This is a genomic window from Leeuwenhoekiella sp. NPDC079379, from assembly GCF_044542075.1.
Classification (GTDB): domain Bacteria; phylum Bacteroidota; class Bacteroidia; order Flavobacteriales; family Flavobacteriaceae; genus Leeuwenhoekiella.
The window spans coordinates 503977-529531 of record NZ_JBITTU010000001.1 but is presented as its reverse complement, the minus strand read 5'-3'; the positions used below and the strand labels follow the sequence as shown (position 1 = coordinate 529531).

Sequence of the window (25555 nt, the reverse complement as noted above, 5' to 3'; positions counted from 1 at the left end):
TAGTGTTTTTAATTAATGGCAGGCACAAATTTTTCATATATTGGTAAGTAGGTAATTCCTGATTGAATTTCCAGATTATGAATTATAATTCCTGTACAGATATTTTCAGAGTTAAATTCAAAGGAAATCCCTTCCTGAGTGGCGTAAAGATCAAAGTCAGAATTGTTTTCAGTAAATGAGCCCACCTTTTCAATCTTAAAATTTTCTTTGATGTAAGCCATTGAGCTCCCTTTTCCTATGCCATCTTTAGTTTTAAAATTAGGAGTAGTCGATCGTACAAGTTTAATTATATGACCGTCAGACGTGTTAGGGTCATTTGCAGAGAATATAGTCAATACATCAGTTCTAGATAACCACATAGACAAAGATTTTTGCATAGCAGCGTCGCCAGATGTGGGTGTGCCAAGGCTGTCATATACTGCGGCAATAGTTGAGTTTAAGCGTATGCTACCCAGCTTATTTCCCGGAATAATGAAATAAGAATCTGAAATTTTTTCCTGTTGATTCTCATTGGTTTTTATAGTGGTTTTTTTACTTTCTGGTAAATTATCAACTATTTTTTCTTCTTCAGTATTTTTACAACTTAGTATACATAAGACGGCAAAGGTGGTTATATAAATAGATCGCATAGTAAATTGATTTTAAAAGAACTACCCGAAATTAGTCAAATTTAAAAGTAGGTTTTTAGAATTTAACCAACTTTAGCATGGGGTCAAAAAACGTTAAAAACGCAAAGCTATAATCAGAACGTTTATCTTATCAAAATTCCGTAATTTTGCACACTTATTAGAAAACGCACACCATGAGCACAAAGTTCCCTGAATATAAAGGACTTGACCTACCTAATGTAGCTGAAGAAATTTTAGCCTATTGGAAGGAAAACGACATATTTGAAAAAAGTATTTCTACACGAGAAGGCAACGACCCTTATATCTTTTTTGAGGGACCACCATCTGCGAATGGAATGCCTGGTATTCACCACGTTATGGCGCGTGCGATTAAAGATATTTTTTGCCGTTTTCAAACCCAAAAAGGAAAGCAGGTAAAACGTAAGGCCGGTTGGGATACCCACGGACTTCCGGTAGAACTGGGTGTTGAGAAAGAGCTGGGTATTACCAAAGAAGATATCGGCAAGAAAATAAGCGTTTCAGAATACAACGAAGCATGTAAAAATGCGGTGATGCGCTATACCGATGTGTGGAATAATCTTACCGAGCAGATGGGATATTGGGTAGATATGGAAGACCCCTATATTACCTACAAGCCAAAATATATGGAGTCTGTATGGTGGCTTCTAAAAAATATTTACAACCAGGGTCTTATCTACAAAGGCTATACAATACAACCCTATTCACCAAAGGCAGGAACCGGTTTAAGTTCGCACGAACTTAACCAGCCCGGGACCTATCAGGATGTTACAGATACTACGGTAACGGCACAGTTTAAGGTTATAAAAGATGAGACTTTTAAAGCTTCACCTCTAGCAAATGCAACGGGTACAACCTACCTAGTTGCATGGACCACTACTCCCTGGACATTGCCTTCAAATACGGCTTTGACAGTGGGTAAAAAGATTGATTACGTATTAGTAAAAACATTTAATCAATATACGTTTGAGCCTATTAATGTGGTTCTGGCAAAAGCTTTGGTGAGCAAACAATTTGATAAAAAATTCTTTGCAACCGAAAACGAAGAAGACTTTTCAAATTTTAAAGAAAGCGATAAGAAAATACCCTATCAGATTCTTTCAGAATTTAAGGGAAGCGATTTATTAGAATTACGCTATGAGCCAGTGATTGATTATGTGAAGCCCCACGATAACCCGGAGAATGCATACCGCGTAATTTCTGGGGATTTTGTTACTACAGAAGATGGTACCGGTATTGTACATACGTCACCTACATTTGGTGCAGATGATGCAATGGTTGCCAAGCAAGCTGTGCCAGAGGTGCCGCCTATGCTTGTAAAAGATGAAAATGGGAATCTTGTACCACTTGTAGATTTACAAGGTCGTTTTAGACCAGAGCTACAGGAATTTGGTGGTAAATATGTGAAGAATGAATATTATGATGACGGTGAAGCGCCAGAGAAAAGTATAGATGTTGAGATTGCAATAAAACTCAAAGAAGAAAATAAAGCTTTTAAAGTTGAAAAGTATGTGCACAGTTACCCCAATTGCTGGCGAACAGATAAACCTATATTGTATTACCCGTTAGATTCCTGGTTTATTAAAGTGACTGATGTGCGCGACCGTATGCACGAATTAAATCTGGGCATAAACTGGAAGCCAAAATCTACCGGAGAAGGCCGTTTTGGTAACTGGTTAGCAAATGCAAATGACTGGAATTTATCGCGCTCACGCTACTGGGGAATTCCATTGCCTATCTGGCGAACTGAAGATGGTAAAGAAGAAATTATCATTGGTTCGGTTTCCGAACTAAAAGAAAAAATCACTGAAGCAGTAGAAGCCGGTGTTATGAAAACAGATCCTTTTGAAGGTTTTGTTGCAGGTGACATGACAGATGCAAACTATGACCTTGTAGACCTACATAAAAATATCGTAGATGAGATTGTTTTGGTTTCGCAAAGCGGAAAATCAATGCGTCGTGAATCTGATCTTATTGATGTTTGGTTTGATAGTGGTAGTATGCCGTATGCACAATGGCATTACCCTTTTGAAAATAAGGAAATGGTAGAATCAACCTGGCGCAAAGCAGATTTTATTGCTGAAGGGGTAGATCAAACGCGTGGATGGTTTTACACCTTGCATGCGATAGCTACTATGACTTTTGACGATGTTGCTTATAAAAACGTTGTTTCTAACGGACTAGTTCTAGACAAAAACGGTCAAAAAATGTCTAAACGCTTAGGCAATGCTGCAGATCCTTTTACAACGTTAAGCACTTTTGGTCCAGATGCAACACGCTGGTATATGATTAGCAATGCAAACCCCTGGGATAACTTAAAGTTTGATCTTGATGGTATCACTGAAGTTCAGCGTAAATTCTTCGGTACACTGTACAATACCTATTCGTTCTTTTCATTGTATGCTAATCTTGATAGTTTTAACTACTCTGAAGCAGACATCGAACTTAAAGACAGACCGGAGATTGATCGTTGGGTACTTTCAGAATTACATACGTTAATTGCTGAAGTAGACAAATTTTATTCAGAATATGAGCCTACAAAGGCTACGCGAGCGATTTCAGAATTTGTACAGGAAAATCTAAGTAACTGGTTTGTGCGTTTAAGTCGTCGCCGTTACTGGAAAGGCGATTACGCACACGACAAGATTTCTGCATACCAGACTCTGTACAAATGTTTAATTACAGTTGCAAAATTAAGTGCACCGGTGGCTCCATTTTTTATGGATCGTTTGTACAAAGATTTAAATGGTTTGACTGGCTTAGAAATTTCAGAGAGTGTTCACCTCTCAGATTTCCCGGTTAGTGATGCTTCATTTATTGATAGAAAACTGGAGCATAAGATGCAAAAGGCACAAACTATATCATCCTTAACACTTTCTTTACGTGCGAAGGAGAAAATTAAAGTTCGCCAACCATTGCAACGTATAATGATTCCTATTTTAGACAACGAGCAGCGAGAAGAAATACTTGCGGTACAAGATTTGATTAAGTCTGAAGTAAATGTCAAGGAGATTGAATTAATTGATGACGCTTCAGGGATTCTGGTAAAATCTATAAAACCCAACTTTAAAACGCTAGGGCCACGATTTGGTAAAGACATGAAGCTAGTAGCAAATGCTATTAATGCGATGAGCGCCGCTGATATTACTACTATTGAAAATGAAGGAAAAATCACCGTGGACATTAATGGAAAAAGTGTTACTTTGGCGCCCGAAGATGTGGAAATAACTTCTCAAGATATTGAAGGGTGGTTAGTTGCAAGTAGTGGTTCTTTAACAGTAGCACTTGATGTTACTTTAAATGATGCTCTAAAGAATGAAGGTATCGCTAGAGAACTGGTTAACCGTATTCAGAATCTTAGAAAAGACTCTGGTTTTGAGGTAACAGACAAAATAGAGGTGCAAATACAACGTGACGGTAAGATCGAGCAAGCCGTTATAGATAATTTAGACTATATTAAAATGGAAACGCTCACCGCAAAACTCGAGGTTGCAGAGCAAGTTACTAACGGTATAGCCATTGCATTTGACGATGTAGAAACAAAGTTGGCTATAAAAAAACAGTAAATAGAATATGGCGGCAGAAATTAAAGAACGTTTTAGCGACGCAGAATTAGAAGAATTTAGAGTTCTTATACAGGCTAAAATCGATAAGGCTCAGAATGATTTAGATCTTATCAAAAGTGCTTATATGAATGATGGTAATAATGGTACAGATGATACCTCACCTACATTTAAAGCTTTTGAAGAAGGTAGTGAGACCATGAGTAAAGAAGCAAACTCTGCCCTTGCTATACGTCAGGAAAAGTTTATACGTGACCTAAGAAATGCGCTAAATCGCATTCAAAATAAAACGTATGGTATTTGCCGTGTAACCGGTAAACTAATCAATAAAGAGCGGCTTAAGCTTGTACCTCACGCGACATTGAGTATTGAGGCAAAAAACATGCAGTAGATTCTATAGATCTCAAATAATATATTAACGCTTCAGTATGTGCTGAGGCGTTTTTTATTTTGATTAAATTATGAAGACTCCTAAAATTAGTTTTTCATTTATATTTTTCCTTCTGGTTTTGTGTACGACTTATAGCCAGAAGCAAATAGAATATCGCATTCCTTCAGATCTTGTAAAAGGTGTTTTTGTAGCATCTGATGATGTTTTTGAGGTATTTGTCAAAACTTCAGAAACTAAGCATATTAGTGTACATGCAGAAGTTGAGGGAGAGACCTTTGAAAGTATAATACTCGATCCCGTAGTTGAAAATGGGTTGTGGTTGATGAAGGTAAATAGGTCTGTGGGTTTTGAGGCTATAGATGATAAACTAGCGGCCCACAAAGTGATATCTATTGTGTTGTATATAGAGTTGCCAATAAATAAAGAAGTTTGGGTGACTTCAGGTTTAGCATCTGTGCAAGTTCAGGGCGACTATGACTATATAAATATGAATCTTTCTGGAGGAGATTGTAAATTGTTTGATTTCCACGGAAACGGTATTGTGAACACGCTGAGAGGTACTATTAATGTTGAAACTAGCGATACTCGTATTGAAGCATTAACGCGTAACGGAATCAAGAAAATAGCTACTAATCCTAACGGAAGGTATCAACTAAAGCTTAAAAGTGTTGACGGAAATATAAGCGTCTCGCAATCTGAATAATTTAATTATTTTTACCTTTCGCTAATCAAAAACAGCTCATGTCATTAAAGAAGGCCGTAGGCATTATAGTTCTTATTTTACTTATAGATCAAATTAGTAAAATTTATATCAAAACGCATTTTCAATTACAGGAGCAAGTACAGGTTTTTGAGTGGTTTAGAATTCTATTTGTTGAAAATGAGGGCATGGCCTGGGGGGCTAAAATTCCCGGTAATTACGGAAAAATAATTCTAACTCTTTTTAGAATAGGTATTCTTCCTTTAATAGGATATTGGCTTTATGATAGTGTTAGAAAAAATATGTCAAGAATTCTTATTGTAGGAGTTGCTTTAATCTTCGCAGGCGCTTTTGGCAATATAATAGACTCTGTATTCTACGGTATTATTTTTGACAGCAGTGCAGGGCAACTAGCCACCTTTTTACCAGAAGATGGGGGTTATTCAGGATTGTTTTACGGTCGTGTAGTAGATATGCTGTATTTCCCAATATGGGAGGGGTATCTGCCTGAATGGTTGCCTATATGGGGCGGTAATTACTTTACGTTCTTCAACGCCGTTTTCAATATTGCAGATATGGCAATTAGTACTGGCGTAGGTTTACTCCTAGTTTTTAATAAAAGAGCATTTGCAAAATAGAAAACAGCTTAGATTGTAATTATAAATTTAGTACCGTAGCCTAATTTGCTCGTGACTTCCACTTTGCCACCTAGCGCTTCAACTTGATTTTTTACAATGAATAATCCTACAGATTGATTATTTTCACTATTGTCTGTACTTCTAGACATATGAAATATTTGCTCAGCATTCTTGTCTGATAAATCATATCCTGTGCCATTATCTTCAATAATAAGAGATAGTTTTTTATTGCTTTCAAGACAGTATGCTTTAATCTCTGGCTTTCGACTAGGGCTTTTATTTATGATTCCATTTTTAATTAAAATGGTAAATATATTCATCAAAAACTCTTGATTGTATTCAATTTCCGGAACTTCAGAAAAGTCTGAATAAATATATGCCTCCTCGCGTTCAATAAGAGGTCTCAACTTAGATTTTACTTGATCTAAAGTTTCTTCTAAATCAATGGTCACCTTTGCTTCTGCTGCCTTTGTTTGTATAGAAACAACCTCATTAAGTCTGGCAACCGTACGATTTAAACTTTGTGCAATTTCATTATAATTGTTAAACAGCTCTTTTTGATCGTCTGTAAATTTCTGAGTTTCTACTAATTGACTTGTAAGTTCAAGATTATTTACGTGGGACTTTATGTTGTGCGATACATAATTTGCAAATGTAAATAGGCGAGAGTTATTAGCCTCAACCAGGTCTATCGCCTTTTCAAGCATAAGCTCGCGCTCTTTCTCTTTGTTTACATTAACCACTACTCCTTTTAAGCCTACAATATGACCTTTATGATCAAAATCTGGTCTGCTAATCGCGTGAGCCCAAAAGGTCTTGTTAGTATAGGTAACCATCTTTATTACTTCATCAAAAATAGGAGTTCCATTGGCTAAATTATGATAACTGGCAATTACAGACTCATGATAATTCATATCAAAAAAATGCAGAGCATGTTTTATTGAAGGTTTGTAATTTTCAGGAGTTTCTAAGATTTTTTGTAATTGTTTGTCGAAGTAACTTTTTTTATTAATAAAATCTATTCTCCACCCACCGGCACCTACCATTTCAGCTATTTGTTCGTAAAAAAAGCTTTCTCTTGACTCGGCGGTCTCAGGAACTGATTTTTTAGATAAAAAGGAAAGAATTCCATTTTGCTTAGTAACTGACATGCGAATTGGATTTTAAAAATGAGGATGAAGATAGCAAAAAAATCGACATCGTGTCAAAAATTATACGTTTTATTAGGTGTTATACAGTGAGTTAGAGGTATGTCTCTATCATCTTTTGGTAGGTTTTCTTCGGCTTCAAATAGCGATAAGCCTATCTTTAATGCATCAGGCTTACATTTATTTAAAAAGCGATCGTAAAATCCCTTACCATATCCTACTCTTGAGCCATTTTTATCGAAAACAAGTAGGGGAATAAAAATTACATCTAGTTGTTCTGGTTTAATCTCGATACCATTTTGAGGTTCGGGAATACCCCACTTATTTGCGATTAATCGTGTGCTGTCTAAAAGTAAATAATGACGCATAGAAAAGTCTTGAAAATCACTTTTAGAAATGATTATATGCTTGTCTTTTCCGTTCAAAATATTTAAAATATGATCTGTATTAACTTCTTTAAAATGCTCTATACTTAAAAAAACATGATAAAACTCATAGTCCCAAATGGGAAGTTGGAGCAGTTGATTTGCTATGGAAAGGCTTAATTCATCAATTTCAGACGAGCTTAAACTGTTTCGTTTTTCTTTATAGAGTTTACGATATTCTGCTTTAGTCATTTTTAATTTCTGAAGTAGAAAGATGAAATATGGCATCACCTTGATACACTAAAGAAGCTTCATTTGAATTGATAATATACCCATCATTTGTAGCTTTTACTTTATGTCTAAACGACCCGTAGGGGTCTGTAATTGTTGCAATTACCTCATTCTTTTCTACAAAATCTCCACAATTACTTTTGAGATGGAGCAGACCGCTATATTTTGCGCGCAACCAAGAACTTGTCACTATGGTAGTGGTTTTTTTTATCAAAGGTGGTGCGGTAAATTCTTTTGAGAGCATTTTAAAATGTTCTAGAATACGCATTACTCCAAAAACTCCTTCACGCGCAATATCTTTATCGCTTACTTGTGACTTTCCACCTTCAAAAAGAAGTATGGGTATGTTTTGTTTTTCGCAGGTAGAACGATAGGATTTTGCAATGTTTTTTGAATAAACAGTAAATGGAGCTCCAAAAATTTCAGCATATTCAATAAGCTCTTTTTTATCAGGATCTACACGTATTTGAGCTACATTAAACCGGCTTCCTCCACCGGTGTGAAAATCAAGACAAAAGTCTGCAGCAGGCAATATTCTATTACTAAACTGATATGCAAATCTACCTGCCAGGGAGCCTTTACGGGTTCCTGGAAAAACACGATTTAAATCTCTTCCGTCAGGAAAAGCACGTTCCATATTTAAAAAGCCAAAAACATTTATAACCGGAATGCAAATAATTGTGCCCCGTAGAACTTTGTTTATTTTTTTTGAAATAACCTGACGTACAATTTCTACACCATTAATCTCGTCACCGTGAATACCCGCTGTAATAAGGATGCAGGGCCCAGGTTTTTTTGCCCGTTGTATTATAATAGGCACTTCTACAGAAGTGGTTGTATATAATTTTGCGAGATTAAAATTAAGGGTGCGCCTTGTTCCCGGAGGAATTTTCTCACCCAAAATGTGTAAAATATTGTCTTCGTCTATACCCGTCATAATTTTAGACGCCTCGTTCTATATATTTAATAACTTCTTTTGCGATGTCTCTTCCTGTAGCACGTTCTATACCCTCTAATCCTGGCGAAGAGTTTACTTCAAGTATTAAAGGCCCACGAGCACTCTGTAGCATATCTACACCGGCAACACCAAGTCCCATTGCTTTTGCTGCTTTAATAGCGGCAATCTCTTCTTCATCAGAAAGAGTTATAACTTCTGCAGTACCACCTCTGTGTAGGTTAGATCTAAACTCACCTTCTTTACCTTGGCGCTTCATAGCACCTACCACATGGCCATCAATTATAAACGCTCTAATATCTGCACCTTTAGCTTCTTTTATAAATTCCTGGACAATCACACGTGCTTGCAGACCATTAAAAGCTTCAATAACAGATTCTGCTGCATTTTTAGTTTCGGCTAATACAACACCTAATCCTTGTGTTCCTTCTAAAAGTTTAATGATTAAAGGAGCTCCACCTACGTGGTCAATAATTTCTCCTACATCGCGCGAATAATTTGTAAAAACAGTCTTAGGAAGCCCTAAGCGTGCTCTTGATAAAATCTGAAGGCTACGTAGTTTATCGCGACTACGTACTAAGGCCTGTGACTCTGTAGTGGTAAAACAACCCATCATTTCAAATTGTCTAACTACAGCGGTACCGTAATAGGTAATTGAAGCCCCAATACGAGGTATTATTGCTTCGGTGTCTGAAAGGTATCGTCCCTTGTAATATACAGAGGGTTTCTTCTTTTCAATAATTAAATCACATTTAAGGGGATCTATTATTTCTACAGTATGCTTGCGCTTCTTTGCAGCTTCTACAAGACGAGCAGTAGAGTATAAATTACCATTACGGGATAAGATTTTTATATTCATAAGGCTTTTTGAGCGTGTGAGACATCAGTGAGTTCTGTGTCTACAATAAATTTTTTAGTAAGGAATTTGCGCCCTATCAAAACCGGGAACCGCATGTCTTCGCGAGAACTTAGTGTGAGCGATATTTTAAATGTTTTTTGAAATATGGTAATATTACTTTGTACAACATAGCGGTATTGAATCTCGCCATTACTGCTTTTTACAGCCGTAATATCATAAGCTGAAAAGCGCATTTCTTTACCATTATATTCAGGGTGTTTAGGGTCTAGAAATGTACAGCATAAAATGTTATCTTCTTCTCGTATATGATTACAATGTATAGAAGATGTATAGGCACCAGTATCTATTTTGATATCGATGTCAGACAAACCTAGTTTAGGAAAATCGGCACGGTCTATACGTCCTATAATTACTTTTTCCATAGGTTGCAATTTAATAAAAGCATAGCTGTTAATTGGTAATACCTTCTAAAAGTAGGTTAATGTAGTCTTAATATTTCTGAGTAAAATTATGCTTTAATCTGTAAAGATACAGCCTATAATAACGACCAAAGCATCGCCCGTAAATTAGGGTTGTTAATTTTTATTTGCTCAAGAAGCTGTAAATTTGAATAAGATGGAAATACCTGATTTAGACTTACAGTTAAAGACGCTTCCCAGCAGCCCCGGGGTTTATCAATACTATGATAAAAAAGGGAAATTGCTTTATGTAGGCAAGGCAAAAAATTTAAAAAAACGTGTATCCTCCTATTTTACCAAGAGACACGATAATGCTCGAACAAATCTTCTGGTAAAGAAAATAGTTGAGATAAAGCACATTGTTGTTGATAGTGAGACAGATGCACTCTTGCTTGAAAATAACATGATAAAAAACTATCAGCCGCGTTACAATGTAATGCTTAAGGATGATAAGAGCTATCCCTGGATTTGTATAAAAAATGAGCGCTTTCCGCGGGTTTTCCCCACCAGAAGATTAATAAAAGATGGTAGTGAATATTACGGTCCGTATACGAGTATGAAAACCGTACATACGCTACTCGATCTTATAAAAGGGTTGTATCCTCTACGTACCTGTAATTATGATCTTTCTAAAGAAAAAATAGAATCTGGCAAGTATAAGGTTTGTTTAGAATATCATCTGGGTAATTGTCTGGGGCCTTGTGAAGATAATATTTCAGCAAAAACCTATCACGAGAATATAGATGCTATACGCGATATTGTGAAAGGAAATTTTAAAGACTCATTGCATCGTTTTCGCCTACAAATGAAGGCTCATGCTGAAGCTATGGAGTTTGAAGATGCACAGCGTATTAAAGAGAAAATAGATATTTTAGAGGGCTATCAGGCAAAGAGCACAGTGGTAAACCCACTCATTAATAATGTAGATGTTTTTAGTATTGTATCTGATGAGGGTTATGGGTACGTAAACTTTCTACAGCTTTCTCACGGTGCAATAATTAGATCGCACACACTGGAGTTAAAAAAGAAACTAGACGAGTCTGATCAAGAATTACTAGAAATAGGTATTATAGAAATACGGCAGCGTTTTAATTCTCAGTCTCCTGAAATATACACACCAATCCCTGTAGATTTAGGTGAAAAATTTAGAGTTACAGTTCCAAAATTAGGTGATAAAAAGCGCATAGTAGAATTGTCTGAGCGTAACGCAAAGTATTTTAGAATGGAGCGCTTCAAACAAACCAAAATCGTAGATCCAGACCGGCATGTGAATCGCCTAATGGCTCAAATGAAGTCAGATTTAAGGCTATCTGTAGAGCCCAGACATATAGAATGTTTTGATAACTCAAATATTCAGGGAACAAATCCTGTTGCAGCCTGTGTTGTTTTTAAAGACGGAAAACCCAGTAAAAAGGATTATCGTAAATTTAATATCAAAACAGTAGAAGGTCCTAATGATTTTGCATCTATGGAAGAGGTTGTGTTTAGAAGATACAAACGTTTACTTAATGAAGACGAACCTTTGCCACAACTAATTATTGTAGATGGCGGTAAAGGCCAACTTTCTTCTGGCGTTAAGGCTTTAGAAGATCTGGGACTACGCGGCAAAATTGCTATTATAGGTATCGCAAAACGACTTGAGGAGTTGTTTTACCCCGGAGATTCTATTCCACTTTATCTTGATAAAAAGAGTGAAACCTTAAAAGTGATTCAGCAGTTGCGTAATGAGGCGCACCGTTTTGGAATTACATTCCATAGAAATAAGCGCAGTAATGCTGCTATAAGTACAGAGCTAGAAACAATTTCTGGTATTGGAGAAAAGACGGTAATTGAGTTGTTAACCCATTTTAGATCTGTTACTAAGGTTAAAGAAGCTTCAGAAAAGAATTTGGCAGAAGTTATAGGGCCTTCAAAAGCCAGGATTATTTACAATCATTATCAGCAAACAGAATGAAAAAAAGCTACTGTCTACTTATTATAGTTTTAATGAATTGGGCATTTTACGCTCAAGACAGTACGACCATAGATTTTAGTAAATATCCAAAAGGTGATAATTTAAAGGTAGGTCTTGTACTAAGCGGTGGTGGTGCTAAAGGCTTAGCGCATATAGGGGTTTTAAATGAGCTTGAAGCTGCGGGTGTAAAAATAGATTATATAGGCGGGACCAGTATGGGTGCCATAATAGGGGGCTTGTATGCTGCAGGTTACAATGCACATCAGCTAGATTCTATTTTTAACGTTGTTAATTTTGACAAATTAATTCAAGACAATTTACCGCGTAGTGCGCAATCATTTTACGAGCGTGCAGACGCAGAAAAATATGCCATAAGTCTCCCTTTTGATCATTTTAAAATATCGTTTCCTTCAGCCCTTTCTAAGGGTCAAAATATATATAATCTCTTTACAGAGCTTACTCATCACGTACAGGAAGTAAATGACTTTTCAGAATTAACTATTCCTTTTTTCTGTGTGGCAACAGATGCCGAAAAAGGGCAGGCAATTATTTTAGATAAAGGCTGTTTGCCTGAGGCAATAACAGCGAGTGGGGCATTACCTTCCTTATTTAGTCCTGTTATTGTAGATGATCGTATATTAATAGATGGTGGTGTTGTAAATAATTATCCGGTTGAAGAATTACGCAGAAGAGGTGCAAATTTTATAATAGGGGTTGACGTTCAGGATGATTTGAGAGGAAAGAGTGAGCTTAAGAGCGCCCCAGAAATGCTTATTCAAATCAATAATTACCGCACCATTGAAGCGATGAAAGATAAAGTCGCTGAAACTGACATTTATATAAAACCAAATATTGCGGGTTATAGTGTAGTAGATTTTGATAAAGGAGCAGCTATCATTAAGGGCGGCGAGGAAAAAGCAAAAACTTTTGATTCAGAATTTCTTAAGCTAGCTCAACTTCAAAAAGCACACTATAACAAGCCTGCATTAGCCATAACAGATACAGACACACTTAGAATTAAAAGTGTAGGTATTAATGGAAACACCTATTATACGCGATCATATATCTTAGGTAAGCTAAAAATCAAAACACCTGCTAAGACCACTTATTCGGCTTTATTTGACGGTGTTAATAATCTTGCGGCAACAAATAACTTTCAGCGTATAAATCATAAATTAGAAATATATGATGATGGTCAATATCATTTATCTGTAAATCTTACCGAAAGCGAATCTACAACCTACATAAAAGCGGGTATTCATTATGACGATGTTTATAAGAGTGCTGCTTTGATTAATATCACAAAAAAGCGTGTTCTGTTTAAAAACGACATTGCGTCTTTTGATCTTGCTTTGGGAGATAATGTTCGATATAATTTTGACTATTATAGCGATAATGGATTTTATATTGGTTTTGGTTTAAGATCATATTACAACAGCTTTGACCGTCGTGTAGATGCTAGATTTATTGAGCAATTGAGCGATTTGCCCTTAGAGAGTTTTAATAATCTAACGGTAGATTACACAGATTTTACAAACCAAATATATATACAAACACTTTTTCAAAAACAGTTTTCATTCAATCTGGGATTAGAGCACAAATTTTTAAAAATAGATACAGAAAGTGTACGTCTTGTAGAAGACCCTAACAGTAAAGTCTATTTTGATAATAGCCACTACTTTAGTACATACGGAAGTTTACTCTTAGACAGTTTTGATAATAAATACTTCCCTACTTCTGGATGGTATTTTAATGGTGATTTTCATCTTTATCTGTTATCTTCAGACTACAATAATAATTTTGAAGAGTTTTCTGTAGGTAGTGCGCGATTAAAATATGCACATAAAATCTTACCAAAACTTTCTGTACTTGTAGGCGTTGAAGGCGGTTTTAAAATAGGGGCTTCAGAAGGCGGTAGCTTTGACTTTATTTTAGGAGGATGGGGTAATGATTTTATTAATAATATAATACCCTTCTACGGTTATGATTTTATTAGTAGTGCCGGTGACGGTCTTGTAAAGTCTGATATAAGTTTTGATTTTAATTTTTATCGCAAAAATCATTTAAACTTTGGGGGTAATTTTGCCAATCTTGAAAATGATTTGTTCACTAATGGTAACTGGTTAACTTCACCAGACTATACCGGGTATTTTATAGGTTACGGTCTTGAAACTCTTGTAGGGCCATTACAAACTAAATTGTCTTACTCACCAGAGGTTGATAAGGTGTTTTGGAATTTCAGCCTGGGATTTTGGTTTTAAGAAAATATTAGTTTGTTTAGCTAGTCTTTTTACGATATTTGTAATGATCGATAACGTTTTCGGAGAAAAACATAATAAGCATAAATCTTAGTTGTGTTACTTCGGTCTAAAAAAAAGAAACTATGCCTTTTTACCATAAACTGGGTAAGATCCCGCACAAGCGTCATACACAATTTAGAAAACCAGATGGTAGTCTCTACTATGAGCAACTTTTTGGTACTATAGGGTTTGACGGGATGTATAGCAATATGTATCACGAACAACGCCCTACGCAGGTTAAAGAAATTAAAGGTAGTACAAGTGTAAAGCCTAAAGTTTCAAGAGCAAATCACATACAATCCTACAGATTTAGAGGTTTTGAGATAAAGCCACAGGCAGATTATCTTGAAAGTCGCAAACCCATTTTGACTAATAGTGATTGTACAATTATTCTTGCTGCACCGCAGAACAAAACCCAAGATTATTTCTACAAAAACAGTGATGCAGATGAGTTGATTTTTGTGCATCGCGGTAGTGGTAAATTCCGCAGTCACTTAGGTAATTTAGACTTTAAATATGGTGATTACATTTTAATTCCGCGGGGAACCATTTATAAATTAGACTTTGATACAAGTGATAACAGGTTATTTATTGTAGAATCTCGAAGACCTATATATACACCAAAAAGATACCGCAATTACTTTGGTCAATTGTTAGAGCATTCTCCATTTTGTGAGCGTGATTTACGCAGGCCTTATGAACTGGAAACTAATAACGAAACCGGTGAATTCTTGATAAAAATTAAGAAGCAGGACGATCTTTTTGATATGGTTTATGCAACGCATCCCTTTGATGTTGTGGGTTATGATGGTTATAATTACCCGTATGCATTTTCTATTCACGATTTTGAACCCATAACAGGGCGCATACACCAGCCACCACCTGTGCATCAAACTTTTGAGACAGATGCATTTGTGGTGTGCAGTTTTTGTCCGCGTAAATATGATTATCACCCAGAAAGTATTCCTGCGCCGTACAATCATAGTAATATAGATAGCGACGAGGTGTTGTATTATGTAGATGGAGATTTTATGAGTCGCAACGATATTGAGGCTGGGCATATTTCATTACATCCTGCCGGTATTCCGCACGGGCCACACCCGGGAGCTACAGAACGTAGTATAGGCAAAACAGAAACCGAAGAGCTTGCTGTGATGGTTGACACCTTTAAACCGTTGCAGATTTGTGAAGATGCTATGCCTATCGCAGACGAGACGTATTATAAATCATGGCTACCTCATTAAATTAAATCTAATAATAAGGAGCTATTTCCTGCTTTCCGCTATATCTATTTAATTGCGAGCCTTAGGGCTTTACAATTAGAAAGGATGTCGCTGCAATCAGGGCTAAAAACAACTAAACAAATGAGTAAAGAATTAAAATCAGTCGATTACGGACTCGAAAAAATATTTGAAGGAGCGCAAGATTTTCTTCCGCTATTGGGAACAGATTATGTAGAATTTTATGTGGGTAATGCCAAGCAGGCAGCACATTTTTATAAAACAGCATTTGGCTTTCAATCTTTTGCTTACAGCGGTTTAGAAACCGGGCAGAAAGATCGTGTAAGTTACGTGCTTAAGCAAGACAAGATACGCTTGGTGCTTACCTCTCCTCTTAATAGTGATTCCCCTATTAACGATCATATTGTAAAGCATGGTGATGGTGTAAAAGTGGTAGCCTTATGGGTTGAAGATGCGCGTAGTGCGTTTGAAGAAACTACAAAGCGTGGCGCAAAACCATTTATGGAACCTAAAGTAGAAAAAGATGAGCACGGTGAAGTTATACGCTCTGGTATTTATACCTACGGCGAGACTGTGCATATGTTTGTAGAGCGTAAGAATTACAAAGGTGATTTTATGCCAGGTTTTCGCAAATGGAAGTCAGATTATAACCCTGAACCAACCGGTTTAAAATATATAGACCACATGGTGGGTAATGTAGGCTGGGGAGAAATGAATATCTGGGTGAAGTGGTATGAAGATGTAATGGGGTTTGTAAACTTTCTCACGTTTGATGACAAGCAAATTACCACAGAGTACTCTGCCTTAATGAGCAAGGTAATGAGTAATGGTAACGGCAGAATAAAATTTCCCATTAATGAGCCAGCAGAAGGTATTAAAAAGTCTCAAATAGAAGAGTATCTTGATTTTTATGAGGGAGCAGGCGTACAGCATCTTGCTGTTGCTACAGATGATATTGTGAAGACAGTTTCCGCTTTACGTGCAAGAGGGGTAGAATTTTTGCCACCACCACCGCAAGCTTATTACGATGATATTCCTAGAAGACTGGGCGCGCATATGGAGACTATGAAAGAAGATCTTACTAAACTGCAAGAGTTATCAATACTTGTAGATGCAGATGAAGAAGGGTATTTGCTTCAGATTTTTACCAAGCCACTTCAAGATAGACCCACTTTATTTTTTGAAATCATTCAGCGCATGGGAGCAAAAGGTTTTGGAGCCGGTAATTTTAAAGCCTTGTTTGAATCTATAGAACGAGAACAAGCAGCAAGAGGTACCTTGTGATATTTAAGCTTTGCCAATAAAACATACGTTACAAATCCTTGTTTACTAGTAAGCAAGGATTTTTTTATTTAATCTATCCTTAGGATTAGGTTTTTAAGCTTTTGGCTACTTTTGGAACAACTCTTGCAAATGCATTTGTAAAGCCCCTAATAATTAATACTATGAAAAAAGGTTTATTGTTTTTTACGATTATGCTTACCAGCTTTGCGACAATCGCTCAAGAGAATTCTTTTGGTGATGGTGAGTGGTTTAGATTTCGTATTAGTTATAGTGGCTGGTGGAAAGCGGGAGAAGCAACAATGGCTGTTTCAAACGACACATATAAAGGTAAGCCTGTATATCACATTAAAGGTAAAGGTGTAACTACAGGAATGACCAAATTGTTCTTTGGAGTAGAAGATTATTACGAAAGCTATGTAGATAAGCAAACCACGCTTCCGTATAGATTTATTCGTAAAATAGATGAGGGTGGGCACACAAAAGATAAAGTGATAGACTTTGATCAGCGTGCTCATATTGCTACTGTAAACGATAAGAAGCATAATACGATTACTACTCATAAAACTGAACCTTCAATACACGATATGGTCTCAAGTTTTTATTATTTGCGCAATAGAATTGATTCAAAAACATTGAAAGAAGGTGATGAGACGGTGATTAATATGTTTTTTGATCAGGAAAACTTCAAATTCAAACTTAAATTTATGGGGAGAGAAGTGCTTAAAACTAAGTTTGGTAAAGTAAATACTCTTATTTTTAGACCTTATGTACAAGCTGGAAGAGTATTTAAAGAGCAAGAAAGTTTGACAGTTTGGATTAGTGATGATCAAAATAAAATACCTTTACAAATTAAAGCCGATTTAGCGGTAGGTTCACTAAAAGCAGATATTGATGCTTATAAAGGTTTAAAGCATCCTTTCTATATTATACAAGATTAATGATTAAAGAAAACAGCCCGGAAACACAACAGCAATTAGACGCGTTAAGCGATAAGTTTGATGCAATGGGCCAGAATCTTAATCACCATTTAGAAGGTTTTGTACACGGCAAACCAATAAATTACTGGGACTACATTCAAACAGATGTACTTTTAAACTTACAGGTACAACGCACCTTAATTCCCGATGAGATGGTATTTATTATGTACCATCAGGTTAATGAGTTGCTGTTTAAAATGATCCTGTGGGAGATAGAACAAGTTGCCTATGCTGCTGAGCTTACTGCCGCTTTCTTTTCATCAAAATTATATCGCATTAGCAGATATTTTGATATGCTTACCTCTTCTTTCAATATTATGCGTGAGGGAATGGAGATGGAGCAGTATTTAAAATTCCGCAGAACACTTAGTCCTGCCAGCGGATTCCAAAGTGCGCAATACCGCCTCATTGAATTCAGCTCAACAGAATTTAGTAACCTCATAGATGCACGCTTCCGTGGTGATTTTACAACTGAAGATATTAAAGATGATGTCTTTTATAATAAAGCTTTTGAACACCTGTACTGGCAAGCTGCAGGCAAAGATTATAGCACAGGAGAAAAAAGTTATACGTTAAAAGAGTTTGAATTAAAATATAAAGAGGAATTCATCCGTTTCATTAAGCGTTATGAATCCCTAAACTTGTGGTCAAAATTCAAAACATTACCGCTATCAGATCAAAAAGATGCAACATTGCTAAAGGCAATGCGTCACTATGATTACACGGTTAATATACAATGGGTAATGGCGCATTATCAAGCAGCATTACATTATTTAAATCAAGGTAAAGAACCTCTTGAAGCAACCGGAGGCAGTGATTGGGTAAAATATATGCATCCTAAATATCAAAGGCGCATTTTCTTTCCTGAGTTATGGTCTCAGAAAGAGCGTGATGAATGGGGACAAAACATAAACTAAATTAAGAATTTTCAAAAACCCTAAATTGAAGAAATTAAGCATACTACTTCTGGCAGCACTCACACTTGGTGCTTGTGCAGATGATGAAACAAAAGAAGTTAAACCCGTTGCTAAAGAAAAAGTCGTCCCTATAGTAAAACGTTTTGGTTACACCCTAAATGATTATAACGTTGTCTCAGATACGGTTCAACAGGGAGATAGTTTTGGACAGATATTATTTGATAATGGTATTGATTACGCCACGATTCAACAGATTACAGATTCTGTTCAGGATGTTTTTGATACTCGTCTTATTCGTGTAGGTAAACCCTATACATTATTAAAATCTAAAGACACTTTAAATCAAGCGCAGGTCTTTATTTACGAAGAAAATAATATAGACTACGTTGTTCTTGATTTTAAAGATGAGGTTGTACAGGCAAAGGCAAAAAAACGTCCTGTTACTATTAAAGAACGTGAAGTAAGCGGTGTGATTAATAATAATCTTTCTACCACTTTTGACGATTTGGGACTTAGTGTAAATGTGGCTTATAAAATGGCAGATATTTATGCGTGGACGATAGATTTCTTTCGTCTTCAGGCAGGAGATCGCTTTAAACTAGTATATACAGAGAAGTTTATAAACGACACGATACCTGCAGGAATAGGTGAGATTAAAGCCTCTTGGTTTGAGCATAAAGGTAAGCCTTATTATGCGTTTAGGTATAGGAGCGATAGTCTTACAGACGCTTATGGGTATTTTGATAAAGAAGCAATGAATTTAAAACGTGCCTTTTTGAAAGGGCCTTTGTCATTTAACCGTATATCATCTAGGTACAATCTTAAACGTCGTATAGCCTATTATGGTAATCGTATTAGACCACATAAAGGAACTGACTTTGCAGGCGCTGTAGGCACACCAATTATGGCAACAGCAAATGGTACGGTAACTAAATCTGAATATAGAGGCGGAAACGGTAATTATGTTAAAATCAGACATAATAAAACCTATGAAACGCAGTATCTTCACATGAGTAAGCGGGCAGTAAAAGTTGGTCAGTATGTTTCTCAGGGTGATGTCATAGGGTATATAGGGATGACAGGTAATACAAGTGGTCCTCATGTATGTTACAGATTCTGGGAAAATGGCAAACAGGTAGATCCTTTTGCATTAAACCTGCCTACTTCAGAACCACTGGCTGAAGCATTACAAGAAGAATATTTTATACACATTGCTCCTTTAGTAGAGCAACTAGACGCAATAACCTTCAAAAAATAATATAAGATGCAAAAAATAAATCCCACTCAAACTAAAGCCTGGAAAGCGCTAAAAGATCATTTTAACAAGGTGAAAACTTTAGAGATGAAAACGCTTTTCCAAGATAATTCTAGAGCCGCAGATTTTTCCTTAATCTGGGATGACTTTTATGTAGATTATAGTAAAAATAGAATGACTTCTGAAACTAAATCGCTCTTATTAGATTTAGCGAAGGAGATGAATTTTGAAGATGCTCGCGCAGCTTATTTTAATGGTTCTGAAATAAATGAGACCGAAGGAAGGGCGGTTATGCATACAGCGCTAAGACAACCTAAAGATGCTCACATAAAGATTGATGGTGAAGACGTAATTCCTGAAGTAAACGCCGTTAAGGAAAAAATTAAAGGTTTTTGCGATACGGTTATAAGTGGAGATCATAAAGGATTTACCGGTAAAGCAATTACCGATGTTGTAAATATAGGTATAGGTGGTTCAGATTTAGGTCCTAATATGGTGGCTGAAGCTTTAGCTTTTTATCACAACCATTTAAAGGTTCATTTTATTTCTAACGTAGATGGTGACCACGTTCACGAGTCTTTAAAATATTTAAATCCTGAAACTACGCTTTTTGTAATTGTCTCAAAAACCTTTACAACTCAAGAAACCTTGTCTAATGCGAATACCGCTCGTAAATGGTTTTTGAGTAAAGTGGCAGGTACGGTTGCAGAAGGAGAAGCCGTGGCTAAACATTTTGTTGCCGTATCTACAAATGAAGAAGCAGTTAAAGACTTTGGTATAGACCCTAATAATGTATTTACCATGTGGGACTGGGTAGGAGGTCGTTTTTCACTATGGAGTTCTGTAGGATTGTCTATAGCACTTGCGGTGGGTTTTGACAGCTTCAACAGTATGCTTGCAGGAGCGCATAGAGCAGATGAGCATTTTAAAACTACAGATTTAGAAGAAAATATACCCGTGATTATGGCGCTGGTAACCGTGTGGTATAACAATTTCTTTGAAGCTGAAAGTGAAGCGATAATACCATACTCTCAATATTTGAACAGATTTGCAGCGTATTTACAGCAGGCAATTATGGAGAGTAACGGGAAGAGTGTAGATCGTAATGGCAATCCTGTAGATTATCAAACTGGTCAAATTGTTTGGGGAGAACCGGGAACAAACTCGCAACATGCTTTCTTTCAGTTAATACACCAGGGAACAAAAATCATCCCAACTCATTTTATAGGGTTTAAGCATTCTCTACATGGGGATGCAGATCATCACAATAAATTAATGGCAAACTTTTTTGCGCAAACCGAAGCCTTAATGAATGGTAAAACCGAGGCAGAAGCCCGTGAAGAATTAGAATCTTCAGGGATGAATGTTACTGCTATCGATAAACTGGTGCCATTTAAGGTTTTTGAAGGAAATAAACCCACAACCACAATACTTATTGATAAATTAACCCCAGAAAGCTTGGGAGCACTTATCGCAATATACGAGCACAAGATCTTTACGGAAGGTATTCTTTGGAATATTTTTAGTTATGATCAGTGGGGTGTAGAGCTAGGAAAGCAGTTAGCAAAAAATGTGCTAACAGACTTAAGTTCAGATAGTATAGCTAGTCATGATAGTTCAACGACTTCACTAATTATGCATTTCAAAAGCTAATTCAAAAACGGGCTTGTAATTTAGATTTTTAACTCTTAAATATCAATTTTGGATATTTAAGAGTTAAGATTAAACATATTGCGTTAAATAGTAATTCTTAACATTGCGTTAATATTTAATTAGGTCTTTATTAAGACTTTTGCAAAAATTCTAAATTCAAACAAGCACAATGAAAAAAATTACAAGTTTACTAGCACTTGTTTTTCTTCTGTTAACTGCTGTTGCGCAGGCTCAGGGAACTTTACGAGGTACAGTTGTAGATGGTGAAAATGGTATGCCACTACCTGGAGTTAACGTAGTTGTTGACGGCACAACTAACGGAGTATCAACTGATTTTGATGGGTTATTTGAGATTCAAGTTGCTAAAAATACAGGTTCTTTACGCGTTTCTTATGTGGGTTTTGCTCCACTAACACTAAAATTTGATGTTACAGGAAAAAAAGTTATTGACTTAGGTACTGTTAAACTTCAAATGGATTCTGATGCTCTTGATGAGGTAATTGTAAAAGCTTACTCTTTAGCAATTGACCGTAAAACTCCCGTTGCAGTTTCTACAATAAAAGCAGAAACAATTGCAAATGAGTTAGGTAGTCAAGAATTTCCTGAAATTTTAAAAACTACACCAGGTGTTTATGTAACCAGAGGAGGTGGTGGTTTTGGAGATGCTGAATTACGTATACGTGGTTTTAACTCTCAGAACGTTGCAGTTATGATTAACGGTATTCCTGTAAATGATATGGAAAACGGAAACGTTTACTGGAGTAACTGGGCAGGTCTTTCTGATGTAACTAGCTCTATGCAAGTTCAGCGTGGTCTTGGTGCTGCGATGATAGGTCTTCCATCAATTGGAGGTACTGTAAACATCGTTACAAAATCTACAGATATCGCTGCAGGTGGTAATGTAGTAATGACTACTGGTAACGACGGTTATACGAAATATGGTTTTACTCTTTCAACAGGATTATTAGATAATGATTGGGCTGCAACTGTAAGTTTGTCAAGAACTACAGGAGAACAATTTGTTGATGCAACGACCATTGATGCATATTCTTACTTTTTAAATGTTGCTAAGAAAATAAATGAAAATCACGAATTGTCGTTCACAGCTTTTGGAGCTCCACAGCGTCACGGTCAGCGTCAAAACAGATTGCTTATTGATGATTACAGAAAAAGTGATCGTGGAATCAGAACGAACACAGATTATGGTTATAAAAATGGACAGTTATTAAATCACGAAGATAACTTCTATCATAAGCCACAAATGTCATTAAACCATTATTGGACAATTAATGAGATTTCTTCACTTACAACTTCTATCTATGCCTCTTATGGTACTGGTGGTGGTGGTGGTACTGCGGGTGCTAACAAATTTGGAAAAGATGATCTAAATTATCGTGATTCTGCTTATGGTCCTGTAGATTTTGATAAAATTATTGCTGAAAATAAAGCTTTAGGTGCTGCAAATAGCGTTGAAACTTTTTTAAGAGCTTCAAGAAATAACCATCAGTGGTATGGTGCTTTATCAACGTATAATACAGAGCTTTCAGAATTTATTGACCTTTCTGCTGGTGTAGATGTTCGTATCTATAAAGGAGATCACTATACAGAACTTACAGATCTTTTAGGAGGTTCATTCTATATAGACAATAATGATGTAAATAATCCTAATAAGGTTGTTAAGGTAGGTGATAAGTACAACTATAATGATTCTGGTTATACAAACTGGGCTGGGCTTTTTGCTCAGGCAGAATATAACAAAGACCAGATTTCAGCAGTTATTTCTGTTGCCGGTAACAATACTTCTTATAAAAGAGAAGATTACTTTAAGTATACTCCAGAAGATCCGTTAAGAGAGACAGACTGGGTAAACTTTACTGCTTTTAGTACTAAGGGTGGTTTAAACTATAGACTTGATGATGTAAATAATGTTTTTGCAAATGTGGGCTATTTTGAGCGTGCTCCTTTTAGCGATGCAGTTTTTATAAACAACACAAACGTAACTAATGCTGATGCAGAGAATCAAAAAATATTTAGTGCAGAATTAGGTTATGGTTTTAGAAGTGATAACTTTAGAGCAGATCTTAATGTTTATCGTACAAAATGGACAGATCGTACTTACACTATCTCAAGAACTGCTGATAATATTCAGTATACTGCAAATATATTAGGCTTAAATCAACTGCATCAAGGTGTTGAATTAGAGTTACAATACCGTCCAATAGAAACTTTAACTTTAACTGGTATGGCTTCTTTAGGTGATTGGAAATTTGCTAATGACATTGAGAATGTTCAGGTTTTTGATGATCAACAAAATCCAATTGGAGATCCTATCGATATTTATTTAGAGGATGTTAAAGTTGGAAATTCTGCTCAAACTACTTTTGCTCTAGGTGCAGACTACGCTGTATTAGCTTCTACTACAATAAGAGCGTCATTTAATTATGCTGCAGATTATTTTGCAGACTATGACCCTACAGGTCGTAGTGCTGAGGGGTTACCGCAAACTTGGGAAATGCCGGAATATGGTTTATTAGACTTAGGATTGACACACAGATTTAACTTTGGAGGATTTAGTGCGCAGATTAATGCTAATGTATTTAACGTTTTAGATACAGAATATATTTCTGATGCACAAGACGGTAATAACTCACTTGCAACAACTGCAAGAGTTTATTATGGAGCAGGTAGAACCTATACTGTAGGTGCAAAAATTAATTTTTAATAAAAATTGAAATGAAAAAATTTAATTATTTATTGACAGCTATTACTATAGGAGCTATGTCTATGGTAGGTTGTGATCCTGTAGAAGATATTAATGATCAGCTAGAGGCAAATGAAGCAGGTATCTCTGATGTATTTAATTATACATTAACTGAAGATGATTACAAAGAAGTTTTAGAACTTGATTTTGCAACTTTTAATTCTGTAGATGATGCTAAAAGTCTAGTTCCATTAGTTCTAAAAAATAATTTCCCGGTTTTAGGTAATGGTTCGTTGGCTACAGTAACTTATGACTTGTATGCTCCAGTATCTACTGAGCGTTCATTAATTGTCTATACGGTAAGTACTGCAGATTATGATGCATATCCTGAAACAGAACGATTTGATAATTTTGATGACGAGGATCAGATCTATACATTTTTAGATGACAAATTTCCTGATGTTGCTAACAGAACTTTAGTTTCTTTAACTTATAAGTTTTATAACGGAAGTGCTCAAACATTGAATAATGGGTTTCTTAGGGTAAATGGTGAATGGCAATTTGCATTGGGACTTACAAATGATGAGTATACTATGGTAGGTCAGGGTTTTGCAAACTTTAATACTAAAGATGAAGCTTTAAGAAAATTACCAATTTATCTTTTAGATAAGTTCAAATATGAAGATGTTGCTATTAATGACGTAAAATCTACAACGTATAAAGTTTATACTACAGATGTTAGTGATATTGATGGAGATGGAAGTGTTACAGACAGTGCAACTTACAGCTTCATAGCAAATTTTATCTTTGATGGATCTTCTTGGGATGTCTACAATAATGCATTACCAATGACACTTCAGTTTGGTAACGATGCAGGTGAGTGGATTCCTGATAATACCATCGCTTACACACTGACTGTAGCTGATTATGTATTTATAGGTGGAGAATTGTCTTCAGAGTTCCCTGCTCAAACAGCAAGTATGTTACGTTTTAATAACCTTGATCGTCGTAGCGGTAATGATGCTTTCTGGAGTGATGACTTAATATATAGAGCTTTAGACTTATTATTTAATAAGTTAGACGCTAATGCAGAAGAAGGTCAGAAATATGCTGTGACTCTTGATATTTACAATGGTGCTAACACAACAGAAACGTTCTTTATAATTAAAACTAACGGAAGTTGGGTAAAACAATAAATAGATAATAGTTTAAATAAAACCTCCTGCTCAATAAGAGACAGGAGGTTTTTTTATTTTTG

20 protein-coding genes are annotated in these 25555 nt (G+C 36.0%); 14 read left to right on the top strand and 6 right to left on the bottom strand.

Features of this window, described 5'->3' with window-relative positions; genetic code table 11:
- Positions 1 to 8: 8 nt before the first annotated feature.
- Complete coding sequence (locus ACIGAM_RS02245) at positions 9 to 629, bottom strand: hypothetical protein (protein WP_396509833.1); 621 nt, start codon at positions 627 to 629, stop codon at positions 9 to 11.
- Between the two features lie 173 nt (positions 630 to 802).
- On the opposite strand from ACIGAM_RS02245, the gene ileS reads away from it, so the two are divergent.
- From ileS to ACIGAM_RS02225, 4 genes are all read left to right on the top strand, one after another.
- Positions 803 to 4213, top strand: a complete 3411-nt coding sequence (gene ileS / locus ACIGAM_RS02240) for an isoleucine--tRNA ligase (protein WP_396509832.1) — start codon at positions 803 to 805, stop codon at positions 4211 to 4213.
- Positions 4214 to 4220: 7 nt separating this feature from the next.
- On the top strand, positions 4221 to 4601 hold the full coding sequence (locus ACIGAM_RS02235) for a TraR/DksA family transcriptional regulator (RefSeq protein ID WP_396509831.1): 381 nt from the start codon (positions 4221 to 4223) through the stop codon (positions 4599 to 4601).
- Between the two features lie 70 nt (positions 4602 to 4671).
- Positions 4672 to 5304 (top strand): hypothetical protein, encoded by a 633-nt coding sequence (locus ACIGAM_RS02230; RefSeq protein ID WP_396509830.1) that lies wholly within the window; start codon positions 4672 to 4674, stop codon positions 5302 to 5304.
- A 38-nt stretch (positions 5305 to 5342) separates the two neighbouring features.
- Positions 5343 to 5939 carry a lipoprotein signal peptidase gene (locus tag ACIGAM_RS02225; RefSeq protein WP_396509829.1) on the top strand — a complete coding sequence of 199 codons (597 nt, stop codon included), beginning with the start codon at positions 5343 to 5345 and terminating at the stop codon, positions 5937 to 5939.
- An 8-nt stretch (positions 5940 to 5947) separates the two neighbouring features.
- Here ACIGAM_RS02225 and ACIGAM_RS02220 read toward each other — a convergent pair whose 3' ends face one another.
- From ACIGAM_RS02220 to ACIGAM_RS02200, 5 genes are read right to left on the bottom strand one after another with little or no spacing between them, the layout of a single operon-like run.
- Positions 5948 to 7090 carry a sensor histidine kinase gene (locus tag ACIGAM_RS02220; protein WP_396509828.1) on the bottom strand — a complete coding sequence of 381 codons (1143 nt, stop codon included), beginning with the start codon at positions 7088 to 7090 and terminating at the stop codon, positions 5948 to 5950.
- Positions 7091 to 7143: 53 nt separating this feature from the next.
- Positions 7144 to 7704 (bottom strand): 5-formyltetrahydrofolate cyclo-ligase, encoded by a 561-nt coding sequence (locus ACIGAM_RS02215; protein ID WP_396509827.1) that lies wholly within the window; start codon positions 7702 to 7704, stop codon positions 7144 to 7146.
- Positions 7697 to 8680, bottom strand: a complete 984-nt coding sequence (locus ACIGAM_RS02210) for a succinylglutamate desuccinylase/aspartoacylase family protein (RefSeq protein WP_396509826.1) — start codon at positions 8678 to 8680, stop codon at positions 7697 to 7699. Before ACIGAM_RS02210 ends, ACIGAM_RS02215 begins: the two co-directional genes overlap by 8 nt.
- 4 nt (positions 8681 to 8684) lie before the next feature.
- A complete protein-coding gene (gene rimK / locus ACIGAM_RS02205) occupies positions 8685 to 9557 on the bottom strand; it encodes a 30S ribosomal protein S6--L-glutamate ligase (RefSeq protein WP_396509825.1) in 873 nt (290 codons plus the stop codon).
- Complete coding sequence (locus ACIGAM_RS02200) at positions 9554 to 9979, bottom strand: ATP-dependent zinc protease (RefSeq protein ID WP_396509824.1); 426 nt, start codon at positions 9977 to 9979, stop codon at positions 9554 to 9556. The genes rimK and ACIGAM_RS02200 overlap by 4 nt, the downstream gene beginning before the upstream one ends.
- A 193-nt stretch (positions 9980 to 10172) precedes the next feature.
- Here ACIGAM_RS02200 and uvrC point away from each other — a divergent pair, with 193 nt between their 5' ends.
- The 10 genes from uvrC (at position 10173) to ACIGAM_RS02150 (ending at position 25493) form a co-directional block, all read left to right on the top strand.
- The gene (uvrC, locus tag ACIGAM_RS02195) at positions 10173 to 11969 is read left to right on the top strand and encodes an excinuclease ABC subunit UvrC (RefSeq protein ID WP_396509823.1); all 1797 of its coding nucleotides are present in this window, start codon (positions 10173 to 10175) and stop codon (positions 11967 to 11969) included.
- A complete protein-coding gene (locus ACIGAM_RS02190) occupies positions 11966 to 14230 on the top strand; it encodes a patatin-like phospholipase family protein (protein ID WP_396509822.1) in 2265 nt (754 codons plus the stop codon). The genes uvrC and ACIGAM_RS02190 overlap by 4 nt, the downstream gene beginning before the upstream one ends.
- A gap of 122 nt (positions 14231 to 14352) precedes the next feature.
- On the top strand, positions 14353 to 15513 hold the full coding sequence (locus ACIGAM_RS02185; RefSeq protein ID WP_396509821.1) for a homogentisate 1,2-dioxygenase: 1161 nt from the start codon (positions 14353 to 14355) through the stop codon (positions 15511 to 15513).
- Between the two features lie 120 nt (positions 15514 to 15633).
- Positions 15634 to 16794, top strand: a complete 1161-nt coding sequence (hppD, locus tag ACIGAM_RS02180; RefSeq protein ID WP_396509820.1) for a 4-hydroxyphenylpyruvate dioxygenase — start codon at positions 15634 to 15636, stop codon at positions 16792 to 16794.
- Between the two features lie 161 nt (positions 16795 to 16955).
- The gene (locus ACIGAM_RS02175) at positions 16956 to 17732 is read left to right on the top strand and encodes a DUF3108 domain-containing protein (protein ID WP_396509819.1); all 777 of its coding nucleotides are present in this window, start codon (positions 16956 to 16958) and stop codon (positions 17730 to 17732) included.
- Positions 17732 to 18688: a tryptophan 2,3-dioxygenase family protein gene (locus ACIGAM_RS02170; protein ID WP_396509818.1), complete on the top strand. Its 957-nt coding sequence runs from the start codon at positions 17732 to 17734 to the stop codon at positions 18686 to 18688. Before ACIGAM_RS02175 ends, ACIGAM_RS02170 begins: the two co-directional genes overlap by 1 nt.
- 25 nt (positions 18689 to 18713) lie before the next feature.
- Positions 18714 to 19946, top strand: a complete 1233-nt coding sequence (locus tag ACIGAM_RS02165) for a peptidoglycan DD-metalloendopeptidase family protein (RefSeq protein WP_396509817.1) — start codon at positions 18714 to 18716, stop codon at positions 19944 to 19946.
- A 6-nt stretch (positions 19947 to 19952) separates the two neighbouring features.
- Positions 19953 to 21596 (top strand): glucose-6-phosphate isomerase, encoded by a 1644-nt coding sequence (pgi, locus tag ACIGAM_RS02160; protein WP_396509816.1) that lies wholly within the window; start codon positions 19953 to 19955, stop codon positions 21594 to 21596.
- A 169-nt stretch (positions 21597 to 21765) separates the two neighbouring features.
- Positions 21766 to 24318, top strand: coding sequence for a TonB-dependent receptor (locus ACIGAM_RS02155; protein ID WP_396509815.1), 2553 nt, complete (start codon positions 21766 to 21768; stop codon positions 24316 to 24318).
- 11 nt (positions 24319 to 24329) lie between these two features.
- Positions 24330 to 25493, top strand: coding sequence for a hypothetical protein (locus ACIGAM_RS02150; protein ID WP_396509814.1), 1164 nt, complete (start codon positions 24330 to 24332; stop codon positions 25491 to 25493).
- The last annotated feature ends 62 nt before the right edge of the window (positions 25494 to 25555 follow it).